The organism is Thermosulfurimonas marina, from assembly GCF_012317585.1.
In the GTDB taxonomy this organism is placed as follows: Bacteria; Desulfobacterota; Thermodesulfobacteria; order Thermodesulfobacteriales; family Thermodesulfobacteriaceae; genus Thermosulfurimonas_A; species Thermosulfurimonas_A marina.
The window spans coordinates 175,424-192,287 of the sequence record NZ_CP042909.1; the positions used below are offsets into that span (position 1 = coordinate 175,424).

Annotated in this window: 13 protein-coding genes; 9 read left to right on the forward strand and 4 right to left on the reverse strand. The window is 60.0% G+C overall.

The window, feature by feature from the left end; all coding sequences use genetic code 11:
- The gene (locus tag FVE67_RS00925; protein WP_168718801.1) at positions 1 to 2,394 is read left to right on the forward strand and encodes a [protein-PII] uridylyltransferase family protein; all 2,394 of its coding nucleotides are present in this window, start codon (positions 1 to 3) and stop codon (positions 2,392 to 2,394) included.
- On the forward strand, positions 2,391 to 3,803 hold the full coding sequence (gene glnA / locus FVE67_RS00930) for a type I glutamate--ammonia ligase (RefSeq protein ID WP_168718802.1): 1,413 nt from the start codon (positions 2,391 to 2,393) through the stop codon (positions 3,801 to 3,803). The genes FVE67_RS00925 and glnA overlap by 4 nt, the downstream gene beginning before the upstream one ends.
- Before the next feature lie 37 nt (positions 3,804 to 3,840).
- On the opposite strand, the gene FVE67_RS00935 is transcribed toward glnA, so the two are convergent.
- The 4 genes from FVE67_RS00935 to FVE67_RS00950 form a co-directional block, all read right to left on the reverse strand.
- Positions 3,841 to 4,539, reverse strand: coding sequence for a nucleoside phosphorylase (locus FVE67_RS00935; protein WP_168718803.1), 699 nt, complete (start codon positions 4,537 to 4,539; stop codon positions 3,841 to 3,843).
- A 144-nt stretch (positions 4,540 to 4,683) separates the two neighbouring features.
- Positions 4,684 to 6,906, reverse strand: a complete 2,223-nt coding sequence (topA, locus tag FVE67_RS00940; protein WP_168718804.1) for a type I DNA topoisomerase — start codon at positions 6,904 to 6,906, stop codon at positions 4,684 to 4,686.
- A 104-nt stretch (positions 6,907 to 7,010) separates the two neighbouring features.
- Positions 7,011 to 8,315 carry a phosphomethylpyrimidine synthase ThiC gene (thiC, locus tag FVE67_RS00945; protein ID WP_168720303.1) on the reverse strand — a complete coding sequence of 435 codons (1,305 nt, stop codon included), beginning with the start codon at positions 8,313 to 8,315 and terminating at the stop codon, positions 7,011 to 7,013.
- Positions 8,312 to 9,394: a 3-isopropylmalate dehydrogenase gene (locus tag FVE67_RS00950; RefSeq protein ID WP_168718805.1), complete on the reverse strand. Its 1,083-nt coding sequence runs from the start codon at positions 9,392 to 9,394 to the stop codon at positions 8,312 to 8,314. Before FVE67_RS00950 ends, thiC begins: the two co-directional genes overlap by 4 nt.
- An 87-nt stretch (positions 9,395 to 9,481) precedes the next feature.
- Here FVE67_RS00950 and FVE67_RS00955 point away from each other — a divergent pair, with 87 nt between their 5' ends.
- Genes FVE67_RS00955 through FVE67_RS00985 form a run of 7 tightly spaced genes read left to right on the forward strand, consistent with a single transcriptional unit; the run spans position 9,482 to position 16,850 of the window.
- The gene (locus tag FVE67_RS00955; RefSeq protein ID WP_168718806.1) at positions 9,482 to 10,939 is read left to right on the forward strand and encodes a CCA tRNA nucleotidyltransferase; all 1,458 of its coding nucleotides are present in this window, start codon (positions 9,482 to 9,484) and stop codon (positions 10,937 to 10,939) included.
- On the forward strand, positions 10,932 to 11,789 hold the full coding sequence (gene modA / locus FVE67_RS00960) for a molybdate ABC transporter substrate-binding protein (RefSeq protein WP_168718807.1): 858 nt from the start codon (positions 10,932 to 10,934) through the stop codon (positions 11,787 to 11,789). The genes FVE67_RS00955 and modA overlap by 8 nt, the downstream gene beginning before the upstream one ends.
- Positions 11,779 to 12,534, forward strand: coding sequence for an ABC transporter permease (locus tag FVE67_RS00965; RefSeq protein WP_168718808.1), 756 nt, complete (start codon positions 11,779 to 11,781; stop codon positions 12,532 to 12,534). The genes modA and FVE67_RS00965 overlap by 11 nt, the downstream gene beginning before the upstream one ends.
- Positions 12,527 to 13,591: an ABC transporter ATP-binding protein gene (locus FVE67_RS00970; protein ID WP_168718809.1), complete on the forward strand. Its 1,065-nt coding sequence runs from the start codon at positions 12,527 to 12,529 to the stop codon at positions 13,589 to 13,591. The genes FVE67_RS00965 and FVE67_RS00970 overlap by 8 nt, the downstream gene beginning before the upstream one ends.
- Positions 13,592 to 13,636: 45 nt before the next feature.
- Entirely contained in the window at positions 13,637 to 15,022 is a 1,386-nt protein-coding gene (gene bioA, locus FVE67_RS00975) for an adenosylmethionine--8-amino-7-oxononanoate transaminase (protein WP_168718810.1), read from the forward strand.
- On the forward strand, positions 15,022 to 16,167 hold the full coding sequence (locus tag FVE67_RS00980) for an aminotransferase class I/II-fold pyridoxal phosphate-dependent enzyme (RefSeq protein ID WP_168718811.1): 1,146 nt from the start codon (positions 15,022 to 15,024) through the stop codon (positions 16,165 to 16,167). Before bioA ends, FVE67_RS00980 begins: the two co-directional genes overlap by 1 nt.
- A complete protein-coding gene (locus FVE67_RS00985; protein ID WP_168718812.1) occupies positions 16,164 to 16,850 on the forward strand; it encodes an alpha/beta fold hydrolase in 687 nt (228 codons plus the stop codon). Before FVE67_RS00980 ends, FVE67_RS00985 begins: the two co-directional genes overlap by 4 nt.
- The last annotated feature ends 14 nt before the right edge of the window (positions 16,851 to 16,864 follow it).

Genomic DNA, 16,864 nt, shown 5'->3' on the forward strand with positions numbered 1-16,864 from the left:
GTGCTGACCGAAGGGCATTCCGAAAAGGGGTCTCGCGAGCGCTGTTTCTACTTTGACAAATTTGTCAGGGGTCTCTGGGAGCCCCTTTTCCGAGAAAACCCAGAAAGCAGAGAACGGGTGGCCTTGGTGGCCTTAGGGGGCTACGGAGAGGGGTATCTCTGCGCCGGCTCCGATGTGGACCTCCTCTTTCTCCACGCCGGGCTTTCCGAAGGAACTCTAGCCAGCTTTGTAGAGCGCCTCATCTACCCCCTGTGGGACTACCATTTTGAGGTCTCCTATCGCATCTTCACCCCTGAAGAGGCCCTGCGCTTCGCCTTAGAGGAGCCTACCTTCCTCACCGCCCTATTTTCCGCACGCCTGGTCTACGGTTCGGAAGCCCTCTTTGCGGAACTCCTCCGAGGGCTCCGCAAGCTGGTCTCCGGCCGGGCCAAAGAGCTTTACCTGCGTCTCAAGAAATATCGAGAGGCCCGTCTGGCCCGATTGGGAGAGGAGGTCTATTTCCTGGAACCCCACCTCAAGGAGGGTCCCGGGGGCCTGAGGGATTTTCAGTTCCTTATCTGGGCGGGGAGGATCGTCTTCGGCCTGGAAGGGCTGGAAGATTTTGTGCGTACCGGGCTTCTCACTCCGGAAGAAGAAAGAGAGATCTCCGGGGCGGTAAGTTTCATTCGCCGGGTGCGGGAAACCCTCCATCGTTTTTGCGAGCGCAAGGAAGACCGGCTTTTTATGGAATATCAACCGGAGATCGCCCGCCGGCTGGGGTACCCTCCCGACCGGCGGGGTACGGAAACCTTTATGACCGAGCTTTTCCGGGCCTTCTCCACGCTCAAGGAAGCCGTGGAAGATCTGATGGAAACCGTGGAAGAGCTCTTTTTCCCGGAAGCCTCGCCCAAGATACGCTTCGAGGTCCCCAGCCCCACCGGGGCCTTCCTGCGGCGCATCTTTGAGATCCAGGCCCATGAGGGACGTCCCTTGGACCGGCACCTCAAAAAGTATCTCCGCGGGCGCTTTTTCTGCCCCGAAGAATTGGAAGAATTGCGCAAGGCCTTTCCCTCCCTCCTCACCGAACCCTATAGTCTTCTTATGCTCCGGAGTTTGCGAACCACGGAAGTCCTCTATCAGATTCTTCCGGAATTTCGCCCCCTGCAGGGAAAAGTGCAGTACGACCTTTATCACCTCTATGCCCTGGACGAACACCTTTTTCTCACCGTAGAGGCCCTTCACAGACTCCGTTCCGAGCGTCCAGACCTCTGGAAAGAACTCCCCGGTGGCCTGCCGAAAGAACTCTTTTTCGCCGCCCTGCTTCACGATGTAGCCAAGGGACAGCCGGGACACGCCGAAGTGGGCGCCCAGAGGGTGCGCGAAATCGCGCCGCGGTTCGGTTTTTCAGGCCAGGCCTTGGAGGAGGTGGTTTTCCTAGTGCGCCATCACCTCCTTCTCATGGACACGGCCCTGCGCCGGGATCTCGAAGAAGAAAAGGTGGTGGAAGAGGTAGCCCTGAAGGTCAAGACCCCTTCCCGGCTCGCCTCTCTTTACCTTTTAACCCTGGCCGATGCCCGGGCCACCGGTCCCCGGGCCTTCACCTCCTGGAAGGCCGAACTCCTGGAAGATCTTTATCAGAAGGTCCGCAAACTCCTTCAGGCCCGGAAAGGGACTCCAGACCTGGCCCAGAAGAGAAAGGCCCTTCTTAAGGAAATTTCGCCTTTGCTTGCCGAAAGTGTGCCTCTTCCCCAGCTAGAACACTACGATCTCCCCACCCTCAAACGGATCTGCCTTCTGGTAAAGAGCTTTTTATCTTCCGAAAGGGCCTTCCTTGCGGAAATTTCTCCTCGCCCCGAAGGATACAGTCTTTTCGTGGTCTGCCCCGATCGCCCGGGACTGCTGGCCGATCTTTGCGGGAGCCTTCTGGCTGCAGGATTCCGTCTCCGGCGCGTACGGGCCTTCACCTGGCCCCAGGGCCTGGCGGTGGATGAATTCGTAGTGGAGCCCTTTTGGCCCGGGGCTAACCTCGAAGAATGGAAAGGACTCCTGGCCAGGATCTTTGATCAAGAGGTAGATCTGGCCTCCCTTCTTTCGCACAAAAGTGAAAGTATTTGGAAGTTAGGTCCCAAAATTAAATGGGAATCTCCTTCAGAGATCCAAATAGACCAGGAAAGTTCTCCTTTTTATACTATTTTAGAAATTTACACCGCCGAAGCTCCCTTTCTTCTTTACGAGATCGCCACGACAATCACCCACCATGGACTGACCATCGGCAAGGCCCTGGTCTCGGAAAAGGAGGATCGAGCAGCTTTCATCCTTTACCTTCAAACCAAAGAAGGGGAAAAGCTTTCGGCCCAGGAGGCCGAAGAGTTGCGCCAAAAAATCCAAAACCAACTAAAGGAGGTTAGGTCATGACACCCAAGGAAGTTATGGAGTTCGCCCGGAAAAACGGGGCCAAGATGGTGGATCTCAAATTTCTGGATCTTCCCGGCATCTGGCAGCACTTTACGGTACCCATTGAGGAGTTCTCGGAGGAGGCCTTCGAGGCCGGCTTCGGCTTCGACGGTTCCTCCATCCGGGGCTGGCAGGAGATCCACGAGAGCGACATGCTGGTGGTCCCGGATCCCACTACGGCGGTGATGGATCCCTTCTTTGAGGTTCCTACGCTTTCTCTCATCTGCAACGTGGTGGATCCCATTACGCGGGAGCCCTATAGCCGGGACCCCCGCTATGTGGCCCAGAAGGCCGAGGCCTATCTCAAGAGCACCGGAATCGGAGACACGGCCTATTTCGGACCGGAAGCGGAATTCTTTATCTTCGATGACATCCGTTACGACACTGCGGCCAATTACAGTTACTATTTCGTGGACTCCATTGAGGGCATCTGGAACTCCGGCCGAGAGGAAGGCCCCAACCTGGGCTACAAACCCCGTCACAAAGAAGGCTATTTCCCGGTGCCTCCTTCAGACAAGTTCCAGGATCTCCGCACCGAGATGACCCTCTATCTCCAAAAGGTGGGTATCCAGGTGGAGTGCCATCACCACGAGGTGGCCACCGCCGGCCAGGCGGAAATCGATATGCGCTTTGCTCCCCTGGTCAAGATGGGGGATAACCTCATGTGGTTCAAGTATGTTATTAAGAATGTTGCCTATAAGCACGGTAAAACCGTAACTTTTATGCCTAAGCCTATTTTCGGAGATAATGGTTCGGGGATGCACACGCACCTGAGCATCTGGAAGGGGGACACCAACGTCTTTGCGGGAGATCGTTACGCCGGGCTTTCGGAAATAGCCCTTTACGCCATTGGGGGGATCCTCAAGCACTGCCGGGCGGTTTGTGCCTTCACCAATCCCACCACCAATTCGTACAAGCGGCTTACCCCTGGTTTTGAGGCCCCGGTGAACCTCTGTTATTCCAGTCGAAACCGTTCGGCGGCCATTCGCATTCCCATGTATAGTCCCAACCCCAAGGCCCGGCGCATCGAGTTCCGCACCCCGGACCCCTCCTGTAACGGGTATCTGGCCTTTGCGGCTATGCTCATGGCCGCCCTGGACGGGATCGAGAACCGCATTGATCCCGGGGAACCCATGGACAAGGACCTCTATAGCCTTCCTCCAGAGGAGCTCAAGAACATCCCCACTACTCCGGCCACCCTGGAGGAGGCCCTGGCGGCCCTGGAGGAGGACCACGAGTTCCTCATGAAAGGCGGGGTCTTCACCGAAGACCTTATTGAGACCTGGATCAAGTACAAACGCGAAAACGAGGCCGATCAGGTGCGTCTGCGTCCGCACCCCTACGAGTTCTACCTCTACTTCGACATCTAAAAATCTCAGGGGAGGCCCCGCGGGGGGCCTCCCCTGCCTAGTCAAAATAGGCCTCTAGGGCGGGAAGGAGTCTTTGTCGGAGGGGCTTAAGTTGAGAAGCCGGTATCTTCTTGCGGCCCCGGGGTCCGAGGGCATCGGAGAGCAGCAGTAAGACCGCAAGTTTCACCCCTAAGGCCTCGGCAGCCGCCAGAAGGGCCGAGGTCTCCATGTCCACGGCCTGGGCCTTTGGAGACCATCTCTTGAAGAAGGCCTGATCCTCCCGGTAGGGGGCGTCGGTGGAGACCACCGCCCCGGAGAAAGGATAAAGTCCGAAAGCCTGAAGGAGCCCGCGGACTCTTTGAAGCATAAGAGGAGCCGGCCGAAAAACCTTCTTCCGGGGAAGATAATGCCGGGAGGTCCCTTCCAGGGAATAGGCCCTTTGCGGAAGAAAAAGTCCCCCCAGGGGAAGACGCTCCGGGGCCAGGGTCCCGGCCCAGCCCAGGACCAGAAACTCCCTGCCCCCGGCTGCGACAAGATTTTCTAGAAGCATCACCGCCTGCGGGGCTCCCAGGGCCGGGCCACACAGGGCCCCTTTTTCCCCAAAGAGCACTTGAGAAAGAAAGAGAGATCGTCGATAAGGAAAGGCTAAGCGGTCCCTGAAAAATTGAAAGTCCGGAGCGGTCAAGACCAAAAGGCCCCGGGGCCCGCACTCAAACCCGGGCTCGGGACGGAAAAGGCTTTCGGTCAGGGATTTCACAGAGGGCCTCCCGGGCCTTCTCCAGGACCTCTTCGGAGAGCAGGCGGGCCGGCCAGTCCCTTCCGCAGGCGAGGCACCTCACCCGGGCCTGCGCTCACCGGCCCCGAAGCTCCGCCTCTTTCCCGCAGACCGGACAGGGCACCCTCATGCCGGAAACCTCTCCTTGCACTGGGGACAATATTTCCCCCCCTGTCGGCCCTGTTTTATCACCAGGAAGGGGGCCCCACAGGCCGGACACTTCTCGGGCAGGGGCTCCTCCCAGAGAACGAAATCGCACTCCGGGGCCCGGGAACAGGCGTAATAGGTCTTTCCCCGTCGGGAGCGGCGCTTGACGATTTCCCCTCCACAGCCCTCCCGAGGGCAGGCCACCCCGGTGCCCACCGGACGGGTATAGCGGCAATCCGGATAATTAGCACAGGCCAAGAATTCCCCGAAACGGCCCCGACGGAGGACCAGGGCTCCTCCACACTCGGGACAAACCCCTTGATTCTCCCGTTCCTTGATCCGGAAATTCCCTTCTTCGTCCCGTTCGTAGTCCGCGGTGAATCGGCAGTCGGGCCACCGGACGCAGGCTAAAAAGGGGCCCGCCTTTCCCACCCGCAAAAGGAGGTCCTCTCCACACTCCGGACACCGGAGGCCCACCGGAACTCCGGCCTTAAAGGAGGCCATCTCGGCTTCGGCCTTTTTGAGGGCCCGGATAAGTTCTTCGTAAAATTCGGCCAGCACCTTCCGGCGATCGGCCCGGCCTGCGGAAATTTCGTCCAGAAAGTTCTCCATGCGGGCCGTAAACTCCGGATGGATGAGATCCTCAAAGGAGGTCACCAGGAGCTCGTTGACCAAAAGTCCCAGCTCGGTGGGACGAAGGCTTCCGGACACGCTTTCTACATATCCCCGCTCCCGAATAGTGGAAACAATCTGGGCGTAGGTAGAGGGACGCCCGATACCCTTTTCCTCTAAGGTGCGAATCAAAGTGGCCTCGGTGTAACGGGCCGGGGGACGGGTAAAATGCTGCTCGGGGAGAATCTCGGCAAGACGCAGGGGTCCTTTTTCTTTAAGGGGAGGCAATTCTCTGGTCTGGTCTTCCTCCACCTCGTAAGCGGCAAGGAATCCGGGATGAAGCAGGCGGCGTCCGCGGGCGACAAAGGTATAAGGACCGAGGGCGATTTCCGCGTTGGTGGCTTCAAAGCGGGCCGGGACCATTTGCGAGGCCAGGAACCGGCGCCAGATAAGGGTATAAAGCCGGTGCTCCTCCGGGGGAAGCACCCCAGAGAGGGCCTCGGGGGAAAGATCGAAGCGGGTGGGACGAATGGCCTCATGGGCTTCCTGGGCCGAGGGCCCTCGCGTGCGATGCTGCGGGGGTCTTTCCGGCACAAAATCCGGGCCGAAGAATTGAGAGATGAGTTCCCGGGCGGCCTTTTGGGCCTCCGGGGCCAGTCTTACCGAATCGGTGCGCATGTAGGTAATGAGTCCCACCGGCCCCTCTCCGGGGAGTTCTATTCCCTCGTAAAGCCTCTGGGCGAGATACATGGTCTTTTTGGCCGGAAAGCGAAACCGCCGAAAGGCTTCCTGCTGCAAGGTACTGGTAATAAAGGGAGCCGGGGGTTTGCGCTGGACCTCCCGACGCAGGATCTTGGAAACCCGCGGAGCCCTCTCCTTCAGGACTCGACGCAGGTCCTCCAGAAGGGCCCGGGCTTCGGCCTCACTCTGGGGCCGAAGTCTTTTTCCCTCCTTGGCCTGGAGGGTCGCCCGGAAGGACTCTCCAGAGGGGAGGAGGAACTCGGCTTCGATGGTCCAGTATTCTTCCGGACGAAAGGCCCGGATCTCGGCCTCTCGTTCACATATCAATCTTAAGGCTACCGACTGCACCCGTCCGGCCGAAAGCCCGCGTTTCACCTTCTCCCAGAGCAGCGGCGAAAGGTGATAGCCCACCAGGCGGTCCAGCACCCTCCGGGCTTTCTGGGCCTCGTATTTCAAAGGATCAAGTTCTGCGGGTTTCTTCAAGGCCTCCCGGATCCCTCGGGGGGTGAGCTCGTAAAGGAGGAGTCTCTTTACGGGTTTTTTAAGCGGGCGCAGCTCTTCAGCGATGTGCCAGGCGATGGCCTCGCCCTCCCGATCCGGATCCGGGGCCAGATATATCTGATCCACGGCCCGGGCCAGCCGCTTAATTTCTGAAAGGACCTTCTTCTTGCCCCGAAGGGTCTCGTATTCCGGCTCAAAGCCGTCTTCGACATCCACCCCCAGACGATTCTTAGGGAGGTCTTTCACGTGCCCCACGGAGGCACAGACCTCATAATCCTTCCCCACCACCTTTTTGATGGTCCGCACCTTGGTGGGGGATTCCACCACAATCAATCCCTGCTTGCCCATGGCCTATCTTTTAGCCCCCGATCCTTGTCCCGGCAAGGCCCCTTGGAACCTATAGATACAAGGAGACGAGAAGCCTTGAGGGATTTCTGGGGCGGGGCCGAGAGTTAGCGCTTCTCCTCGGAGAGAAAGTCCCGAAAGACCACTTGCGCCTGGTCCAGGGCACAGAGGTCCCCGCACATGGAACAGCGCTTGCCTCTTACGGATTTCCTCTCCTCTACAAACCGCCGGGCCTCTTCGGGAAAGAGGAGATGCCGGAGGTGTTCGGACCAGTTGAGGTCCCGCCGGGCCTTGCTTACGGCCCGGTCCCTCCCATCGGCCCTCCCCCGGAGTTTCACCGTGTCCCCAATGTGGGCCGCCAGACGGGCCGCCCTCACTCCGGCCACCACATCCTCCTCGTTGGGAAGCCCCAGGTGCTCGGCCGGGGTAACGTAGCAGATGAGGTCCGCCCCGTAGGCCGCCGAAAGAGCCGCTCCCACCGCGGCGGTGATATGGTCCTGACTGGCCCCCACGTCACAGGGGAGCGGACCCAGCATATAGTGCGGGGCCCCACCGCTCATCTTTTTAGCCAACCGCACCGAAGTCTCAATCTCGTCCAAGGGAACGTGTCCCGGCCCTTCCACCATCACTTGACAGCCGGCCTCCCGGGCCCTTTCGGCCAGCTCACAATTGATCAAAAGTTCGGCCACCTGGGCCCGGTCCAGGGAATCATGAATGGCTCCGGCCCGCATCCCGTTTCCCAGAGAAAGCACCGTGTCATAGCGCTTGAGGATCTCGAGCAGCCGATCAAACTGCTCGTAGAGGGGATTTTCCCGGCCGTTTTTGACCATCCATTGGGCCATGAGGGCCCCGCCCTTAGAGACCAGGCCCCCGTAGCGGTATCCCTGGGCCCGGAGACGCTCCAGGGTAAAAAGGTTGATCCCGCAGTGGATGGCCATGAAAGCAATGCCATCGGCACACTGTCTTTCGATGAGTTCAAAAAGGTATTCCGGATCCAGTCGGGCCGGATCTCCATACTCCCGCAACGTCTCACAAAAGGCCTGATAAAGGGGGACGTTGCCCACCGGAAGCCCCACACTCTCGATGACCTCACGCCGGATCCGGTCGAGATCCCCGGCGGCGGAAAGCTCCATGAGGGTATCGGCTCCGTGGGCCTCGGCCAGGCGGGCCTTGCGTTTTTCCAGCTCTAGATCACAGAGATGGCTCGAAGTGCCGATGGAGGCATTGACCTTGGTGCGCACGCCCTCTCCTACGGCCACCACCCGTCCGCTCTGACGGGCCTTGATGAGAACCAGGGTCCCCCGGGACACTCCCTCTCGGATAAATTCCGGGGAGACCCCCTCGGCCTCTGCGGCCTGGAGCATGGCCTTCGTGATCTTTCCCGCCTGCGCAGCCTCAAGCTCGGTCATCAGAGTTCCACCCCTTTGGCCGTGTAATTAGCCACGAGATCTCCCACCTCACTGGTGGTATAACCCATCTTCCCCGCCGAAAGGCTTTTCAAATGATCCCGGCAGACCTTAATGACCGCCTTTTCGATGGCCTGGGCCGCCTCCTCCTCTCCCAGGTGCTCAAGCATCATCATCCCCGCACAGATGGCCGCCAAAGGATTGATCACGTTCTTGCCGGTGTACTTGGGGGCCGACCCTCCGATGGGCTCAAACATGGAGACCCCCTGAGGGTTGATGTTCCCCCCGGCCGCGATCCCCATCCCCCCTTGGATCATGGCCCCGAGATCGGTGATAATGTCCCCGAACATGTTGTCGGTAACAATAACATCGAACCACTCGGGATTTTTCACAAACCACATGCAGGTGGCGTCCACATGGGCGTAATCGGTCTCAATGTCCGGATACTCCTTAGCCACCTCATAAAAGGTCCTCTCCCAGAGGTCCCAGGCATAAGTAAGGACATTGGTTTTGCCTACCAAGGTGAGCTTCTTTTTTTTGTTGCGCTTACGGCAGTATTCAAAGGCAAAGCGGATGCAGCGTTCCACGCCGAAACGGGTATTGATGGATTCCTGAATGGCCACCTCCTGGGGGGTCCCCTTACGCAGGAATCCTCCGCCTCCGGCATAAAGTCCTTCGGTGTTCTCGCGCACCACTACAAAATCTATGTCCTCCGGCCCTTTATCCTTAATGGGGGTCCAGACCCCGGGGTAGAGCTTGACCGGACGAAGGTTGATGTACTGGTCAAGTTCAAAACGAATTCGCAAGAGGATCTCCTTCTCCAGAATACCCGGTTTGACCTCCGGGTGTCCGATGGCCCCCAGGTAGATGGCGTCGTGTTTTTTGAGCTCTTCGATTCCTCCCTCCGGGATGGTCTCCCCGGTGCGCAAATAACGCTCCCCGCCCCAGTCGAAGTAATGGAGGTCCAGCTTAAAACCAAACCGTTCGGCTGCCGCCTGAAGGACCTTCACCCCTTCCCGAATGACCTCTGGTCCTGTCCCGTCTCCTGGAATGACCGCAATCTTATAAGTGCGCCCTTCGCCCATAAGAGACCTCCCACACTTTTTGTCTGAAAGGCCTTTTTACTACGCCTACCCTTTCCTTTCAAGGCGTAAAGGATAAAATTCCCCTCCATGAGAAGGGCGAAACTCCTTAAGGAATGGCCCGGGCCGGTAGAAAAGGTCCTGGCGGAGATGGCCCGGAGGGAAGAAATCTATCTTACCGGGGGAGCGGTAAGGGATATCCTCCTGCGAAGACCGGTTAAGGATCTGGATCTTACCGTTCTCTCCTCGCCTCCGGAGGCCCTAGGCCAGGAGCTTGCCCGGGCCCTTTCTTGGGCCCTGGTCCCCCTTCATGAGGAGTTGGGGGTCTTTCGGGTGACCCGAGGGGGCTATACCTTAGACCTTTCCGGTCTGAGGCCCGGGGCCCGGAGCCTGGAGGAAGATCTCCGCCGCCGGGATTTTACCGTGAATGCGCTAGCGGTTCCCCTTCGGGAGGCCCTGAAAAGTCCTCCGGAGAGCTGGCCCCTCCTTGATCCCTGCGGAGGTCTGGCCGACCTCCGCGCCGGGCGTCTCCGAACTCCGGCCCGGGAGAATCTCCTGGAAGACCCCTTGCGCATCCTGCGGGCCTATCGCTTTTTTGCCCAGGGCTACGGAGAGATCGAGTCCGAGACCCGAAAATGGCTCTCGGAGGTGGCTCCCAAGCTTTCGGAGGTGGCCGCCGAAAGGGTGTCCGCTGAACTGCTTTTGATCCTGGAGACCCCGCAGGCAGCCGAAACCTTGCGCCTCATGGAGGCCGACCGCGTCTTTGCGGTCCTCTTTCCGGAGCTTGAAGAAGGGCGGGGCATTCCTCAGCCGGACTATCATCACCTGGATGTCCTGGGCCACAGTCTGGAGACCCTGGGAGAGCTTGAAAAAATCCTTGAGAGTCCCGTATTGCCCGAACCCATAAAAGAGGCCCTTTCCGAAGAAGGGGTCCTTCCGGCCGTAAAACTTGCGGCCCTCTTTCATGACGCCGGAAAGAGTCGCACCTTTGCTCCGGCCGGAGTTCGGGCCCCCCGGATTACCTTTTATGAGCACGAACGGGCCTCGGCCGAGATGTTTCAGACCTGGGCGGAGCGTCTGCGCCTTCCCCGGAATTTGGTCAAGCGAACCCTGCGGCTTATCCGCCACCACATGCGACCTTTCTTCCTCTTGGAGCTTGCCGAAAAGGACCGTCTCACTCCCCGGGCCAAGCGGAGGCTGATAAGAGACGTCCCGGACTATCCCCTCCTTTTTCTCCTGGCCCTGGCCGATGCCCTTTCCGCCCGGGGTCCGGCCTCCGAACCGGACACCGCCGAAAGGCTCGCGGCCCTCCTTGAAGACCTCCGTCGCTTCGAAGAGGAGGTCCTGGCCCCGGCAGAACGGGAACGCCTTCTCACCGGGCACGACCTCATCGCCCTGGGCCTCAAGCCGGGCCCCTTTTTCCGGGAGATCCTGGAGGCCGTAGAGGAGGCCCGGGTAGAAGGGAGGGTGAGAGACCGGGAGGAGGCCCTGGCCTTTGTGCAAGAATATGTTAGAGAAAAAATGAACCTGGGAGAAAGAAATGGTTAAAAAAGTCCTCCTTTTCTGGGCCCTGCTGGGGCTTTGGGTGGCGGTGGCCGGGGCGGAAAAGAGGCTTCTAATCTTTGCGGGCTCGGCTTCCAAACCCGCCACCGAAGAGGCCGCCCGGGTCTTTGAACGGCGCACGGGCACCAAGGTGGATCTGGTTTTCGGGGGTTCAGGCTTCGTCCTCTCCCAGATGCTCCTCAGCCACAAAGGGGACCTCTATTTCCCGGGTTCTTCAGACTACATGGAGCTAGCCAAAGAAAAGGGAGCGGTCCTTTCGGAAACCGAAAGGCGGGTGGTCTATCTGGTCCCGGCCATCATCGTCGCCCGGGGAAATCCCAAACACATCCGGGGGCTCCGGGACCTCCTGCGCCCCGAGGTGCGCGTGGCCATAGCCAATCCGGAAGGGGTCTGCCTGGGAGCTTATGCAGTGGAGGTCCTTGAAAAAAGTCTTTCGCCGGAAGAAGTGCGCCTTTTTCGGAAAAAATTGGTCAACTATACCGGAAGCTGTGCCAAGACCGCCGCGGTGGTGGCCTTGGGAGCGGTGGACGCGGTCCTCGGCTGGCGGGTCTTTGCCCTCTGGGATCCAGAGCATCTGGAGGTGGTAAAACTCAAGCCCCAGGAGGTAGCCCGGGTGGGCTATATCCCCATTGCGGTTTCCCGCTTCAGCCAAAACCGGAAACTGGCCGAAGATTTCATTCGTTTTCTCCTTTCCGAAGAAGGCCGGGCCATCTTTCGGCGCCACGGCTATTTTATGAGCCCGGAGGAGGCCTTTGCCTGGCTGGGGGAGAAAAAACCGGTGGGGGGCCGCTTTGAGGTCCCCCGGAGCTGGCTTGAAGGGGCTCATGAACCTTAGGCGCCTGACCCTTACGGCCCTTCTGAGCCTTGCGGGTTTTTACCTCCTCCTGATCCTTTCCCTCCTCTATTTTCTCCAGGGGTCCGAAGCCCTGGGCACCCTCCTTTCCGCACGGGTGCTCTATAGCCTGCGCCTGAGCCTCCTCTGTGCCAGCGGGGCCAGCCTTTTTTCCCTTCTCCTGGGTCTTCCGGCGGCCTACGCCCTTTCCCGCCACCGCTTCCCCGGCCGAAGACTGGTGGACACCCTCCTTGAACTCCCCCTGGTGGTCTCTCCGGCGGCCCTGGGAGCCATGATCCTCATCTTTTTCAACACCCCCCTTGCGGAAAAGTGGAAGGCCCTTTTTGTGCTGGCCCTTCCGGGCATTGTGCTGGCCCAGTTTGCCACCGTGGCCGGGCTCTGTGTGAGACTCCTTAAGGCCGCCCTGGACGAAATTCCGACCCGCTATGAAGAAGTAGCCCGCAGCCTAGGGGCCACGCCGCTCAGGGCCTTTCTTACCGTGACCCTTCCCCTCTGTCGGCGGGGGCTCCTTTCGGCCCTGGTCCTCACCTGGGCCAAGGCCCTGGGGGAGTTTGGAGCCACCTTTACCGTAGCCGGTTCCATGCCCTTCCGCACGGAGACCCTCCCCATCGCCATCTACCTCCATCTTTCCAGCGCAGATCTTCAGGCCGCGGCCCTTCTCACCCTGGTCCTGGTAATCACCGGCCTGGGAATCCTCTATCTGGTAAGGGTTCTGGGGCGTGCTTGAAGTCAGGGATCTTTCGGCCCGGGCCGGAAGCTTCTTCCTCGAGAGGGTCTCCTTCGCCCTTGACCGGGGACAAACCCTGGCCATAGTAGGTCCTACCGGGGCGGGAAAGACCCTTCTTCTGGAGACCCTTCTCGGCTTGAGACCCCGGCTGGCGGGGACCATCCGGGTGGAGGAGCGTCGAGTGGAAGGGCTTCCGGTAGAACAGCGAAGGCTGGCCTATCTTCCCCAGGATTTGGCCCTCTTTCCCCATCTTTCCGTGGAAGAAAATATCTTTTACGGACCCCGGGTTTCCCAACGACGGCCCCCTCCGGAAATGGAAGAGATTCTGGAAGTGCTCGGTCTTCGGGATCTTCTTCACCGCAAAGTGGATGGCCTTTCCGGCGGGGAGCGTCAGCGGGTAGCCCTGGCCCGGGCCCTGGCTGCCGGGGCCCGGGTCCTTCTCCTGGACGAACCCCTCTCGGCCCTGCACGAGGCCCTTCGGCGCGAGCTCTGGCTCCTTCTGCGTGAAATGCAGCAGCGCTACGGTCTCACCTATCTCCTGGTAACCCACGACCTCGAAGAGGCCTTCTTTCTGGGCCATCGGGTAGGAGTCCTGATGGGGGGAAGACTCCTGCGGGAGGGGCCCGCGGAGGAAATCTGGCGCGACCCCCGACATCCGGAAGTAGCCCGCTTTCTCGGAGTGCGCAACCTCTTTTGCGGGGTCCTCCAGCGGAAAGACCAGCGTCTTTTCGTGGAAGTCCCGGGACTCGGATCCTTGACCATCTGGGGCCGGAAAGGACCCCACGAGGGAGAAATCATGATCGGGATCCGTCCCGAAGAGATCATCTTCCTACGGGAAGAACGCCTGAAAAAGGAGCAGGAAAATCTCTTCCGGGTTCGGGTCAAGGATCTCTTTTCCGTCCGGGAAAGCTGGTGGGTGGTGCTGGAGGCCGAAAGAGGGGCCCGGCTTGAGGCCCGCCTTCCGGATTTTGCCCTGCACAAGCTCGGCCTTTTTCCAGGGTGCAAGGCCCTTATAATTTTGCCTGCGGAAAAACTCCTCCTGCTCCGGCCCCTCTGACCGGAAGGGCTTTTGTGGTAGTTTTCCAAAAAGTAGGAGGTGGCTATGGACCCCAAACGTGTCCTGGAAATTGATCGCCGGCACCTCTGGCACCCTTACACTCAGATGAAGGATTATGAAGATCGCCATCCCCCGGTGATCACCCGCGCCCGAGGTCTCAAGCTTTACGCCGCCGATGGTCGCGAATTTTACGACACCATCTCCTCCTGGTGGTGTAACCTCCACGGACACCTCCATCCGGCCTTAAATCAGGCCCTCATTGAACAGCTCCAACGCCTGGAGCACGTGAATTTCGCAGGATTCACCCACCCTTACGCCGCGGAGGTGGTGGAACGGCTGCTCAGATTTTTACCCCCGGAACTCTCCCGCTTTTTCTTCTCCGACAACGGTTCCACCGCGGTGGAGGTGGCCCTGAAGATGGCCTTTCAGTTCTGGCAGAACCTGGGCGAGACCCGGCGCACGCGCTTTCTGGCCCTCCGAGAGGCCTATCACGGGGATACCCTGGGGGCAGTGAGCGTGGGCGGGGTGGATCTCTTTTTCCGGCTCTACCGGCCGCTTACCTTCGAGGCCCTGCGGGCCCCCGCTCCCTACTGTTATCGCTGCCCGGAAAACCCGAAACACCGTTTCACCCTGGAGGCCTCCGAGCCTTCCTGCGGCCTTTCCTGCCTTTCGGCCCTGGAAGAAATCCTTTCCGCCCACGCCGAAGAACTCTGCGCGGTGATCGTAGAGCCCCGGCTTTTGGCCGCCGGAGGCATGCTGGTCTATCCCGCGGAGTATCTACGGGGCCTGAGGGAACTCTGCGACCGCTATCGGGTGCTCCTTATCTTTGACGAGGTAGCCACAGGCTTTGGTCGTACCGGCTACATGTTTGCCTTCGAGAGCGCCGGAGTGGTCCCGGACCTCCTCTGTCTCTCCAAGGGGCTTACCGCAGGCTACCTCCCCCTGGCCCTTACGGTAACCACCGAGGAGGTCTTCCAGGCCTTTTACGCCGACTGGCGCGAGGGCAAGACCTTCTATCACGGACACACCTTCACCGCCAATCCCCTGGCCTGTGCGGTGGCGGCAGCCAACCTGCGCCTTTTCGAGGAGGAAAGACCCCTGGAGAAGGGCCGAAAAGTGCGGGAATTTTTCCACCGCCGACTGCGGGAACTCTTTTCCGAACGGCCCTATGTGGGGGACATTCGCTACCTGGGCTACGTAGGGGCCCTGGAACTGGTGCGGGACCGGGAAACGGCCGAGCCCTTCCCGGCCGAAAGGCGTCTCGGATTCCAGATCTATATGGCCTCTCTGGAGGAAGGTCTGGTCCTAAGGCCTCTGGGGGATGTGATTTACTGGTTTCTACCCCTGTGCGTGACCGAGGAGGAACTGGAGGATATTTTGACCCGCAGCCTGCGGGTAATAGACCGGGTGGTCAAGGAGAACCTTCGGTAATGCTCGAAGATCTGCACCGGGAGCTTTCCGAAATCGGTCAGCGGGGGCGCTTACGCACCCTGCGCACCATCGAGGAGCGGCGCGGGGCCTGGGTCAAAATCGAGGGGCGCTGGCTCCTCAATCTTTCCTCTAACGACTATTTGGGGCTTTCCACGGAAATCTCCCTCGGAGAACTTGCGGAGAAGCTCTCTCTTTTCGGACTGGGAGCCGGGGCCGCCCGGCTCCTTTCCGGAAACCACGCTCTTTATGAGGCCTTGGAGGGCCGCCTTTACGAACTTTACGGACGCCCGGCCCTCATCTTCGGAAGCGGTTATCTGGCCAATCTGGGAGTGCTCTCCGGGCTCTGTGGCCGCAGAGACGCCATCTTTGCCGACAAACTGGTCCACGCCAGCCTCATTGACGGAATGCGTCTTTCTGGAGCCACCTTTTACCGTTATCCCCATGGGGATCTCGAGGCCCTCGAGGACCTCCTGCGCCGCAAGCGCGGGCGGCACCGCCGGGCCCTCATCGTCACCGAATCGGTCTTCAGTATGGACGGAGATTTTCCGGATCTTCCCGCTCTGGTGGAAATCAAGGAACGCTACGGGGCCTTTCTGGTGCTTGATGAGGCCCACGCGGTGGGGGTCTTCGGAAGGCGGGGGCTGGGTCTTGCCGAAGAGACCGGCACCCTCCAGGAGGTAGATCTCATTTTGGGTACCTTCGGCAAGGCCTTCGGGGCCTACGGGGCCTTCGTGGTTTCCGCAGAAGAGGTGCGCCGTTACCTCATCCATCGGGCCCGGAGTTTTATCTTCACCACCGCCCTTCCGGCGGTGGTGGTGGCCGGAGCCCTGGCGGGCCTCGAGCGCGCGGTGGAGGCTGGAGAGCGCCGAAGGAGGGTGCGCAAGCTCGCCCGCCGCCTGCGCCGGGCCCTGGGTCTTGACCAGGGAGGGCTAGCCGATGAAGTACCCATTGTGCCCGTAGTGGTAGGGGAGGACCGCCGAGCGCTCGAACTTTCCGAAAGGCTTTTTGCGGCCGGCTTTCTGGCCCCGGCCATCCGCCCCCCCACCGTGCCCGAGGGCACCGCCCGACTGAGGCTTTCCCTTTCGGCCTCCATGGACGGGAAAGATCTGGAAAGACTACCGCCCCTCCTCCGGGAGACCTCATGAAGCTCGAGCTTCTGGGAGATCCGGGGGCGGAAGAACTCCTGGTCTTTTTTGTAGGCTGGGGAATGGACGCCCGGCCCTTCGAGGCCCTGGTGCCCGAGGGCCTGCGGGTGGCCCTCCTTTTTGACTATCGCCATCCGGAGCTTCCCCCCCTTCCGAGGGCTCGGCGGATCAAGGTTTTGGCCTGGTCCCTGGGAGTGCGGATGGCCCTGGAGTGCCTGGCGCAAATTTCGGCAGAGGCCGCCCTCCTGGTGGCCGGCACCGGGGCCTTCGCCCACCCTCGGTGGGGGATAGACCCCCGTCTGGTGCGCCTTACTTTAGAGGGCCTAAAAAGGGAAGGCGAAGGAGTCCGGACGCGTTTTTTTGAAAGGATGTTTGCCCAAAGACAAGAGTGCGAAAGATTTTTCAAAGGGCGGCCGGCACGCCAACTTCCCGAGGTCATAGAAGAACTGGAAAGGGCCCTGACCCTTCCTCCCCTCTTTCCCCGAAATCTTCCCCGCAAAATCCCCATGATGGCCCTTATTCCGGAAAAAGACCGCATTTTCCCTCCCCAGGCCCAGCAAAGATTCTGGACCGCCGAAGGAATTCCTTTTATCTTCCTCGACCGGGGCCATTTCCCCTTCTATGCCCTGCGGGATCTCCGGGAATTCTGGAGGACTTACACTCATGATATGTTTAAGCCTTGAAGGACGAAGCAAAT

Coding starts and splice junctions, on each gene's coding strand:
- glnA (WP_168718802.1), top strand. CDS start 2,391: ATGACACCCAAGGAAGTTATGGAGTTCGCCCGGAAAAACGGGGCCAAG.
- topA (WP_168718804.1), bottom strand. CDS start 6,906: ATGGGCAAGCAGGGATTGATTGTGGTGGAATCCCCCACCAAGGTGCGG.
- FVE67_RS00950 (WP_168718805.1), bottom strand. CDS start 9,394: ATGGGCGAAGGGCGCACTTATAAGATTGCGGTCATTCCAGGAGACGGG.
- FVE67_RS00955 (WP_168718806.1), top strand. CDS start 9,482: ATGAGAAGGGCGAAACTCCTTAAGGAATGGCCCGGGCCGGTAGAAAAG.
- modA (WP_168718807.1), top strand. CDS start 10,932: ATGGTTAAAAAAGTCCTCCTTTTCTGGGCCCTGCTGGGGCTTTGGGTG.
- FVE67_RS00965 (WP_168718808.1), top strand. CDS start 11,779: ATGAACCTTAGGCGCCTGACCCTTACGGCCCTTCTGAGCCTTGCGGGT.
- bioA (WP_168718810.1), top strand. CDS start 13,637: ATGGACCCCAAACGTGTCCTGGAAATTGATCGCCGGCACCTCTGGCAC.
- FVE67_RS00980 (WP_168718811.1), top strand. CDS start 15,022: ATGCTCGAAGATCTGCACCGGGAGCTTTCCGAAATCGGTCAGCGGGGG.
- FVE67_RS00985 (WP_168718812.1), top strand. CDS start 16,164: ATGAAGCTCGAGCTTCTGGGAGATCCGGGGGCGGAAGAACTCCTGGTC.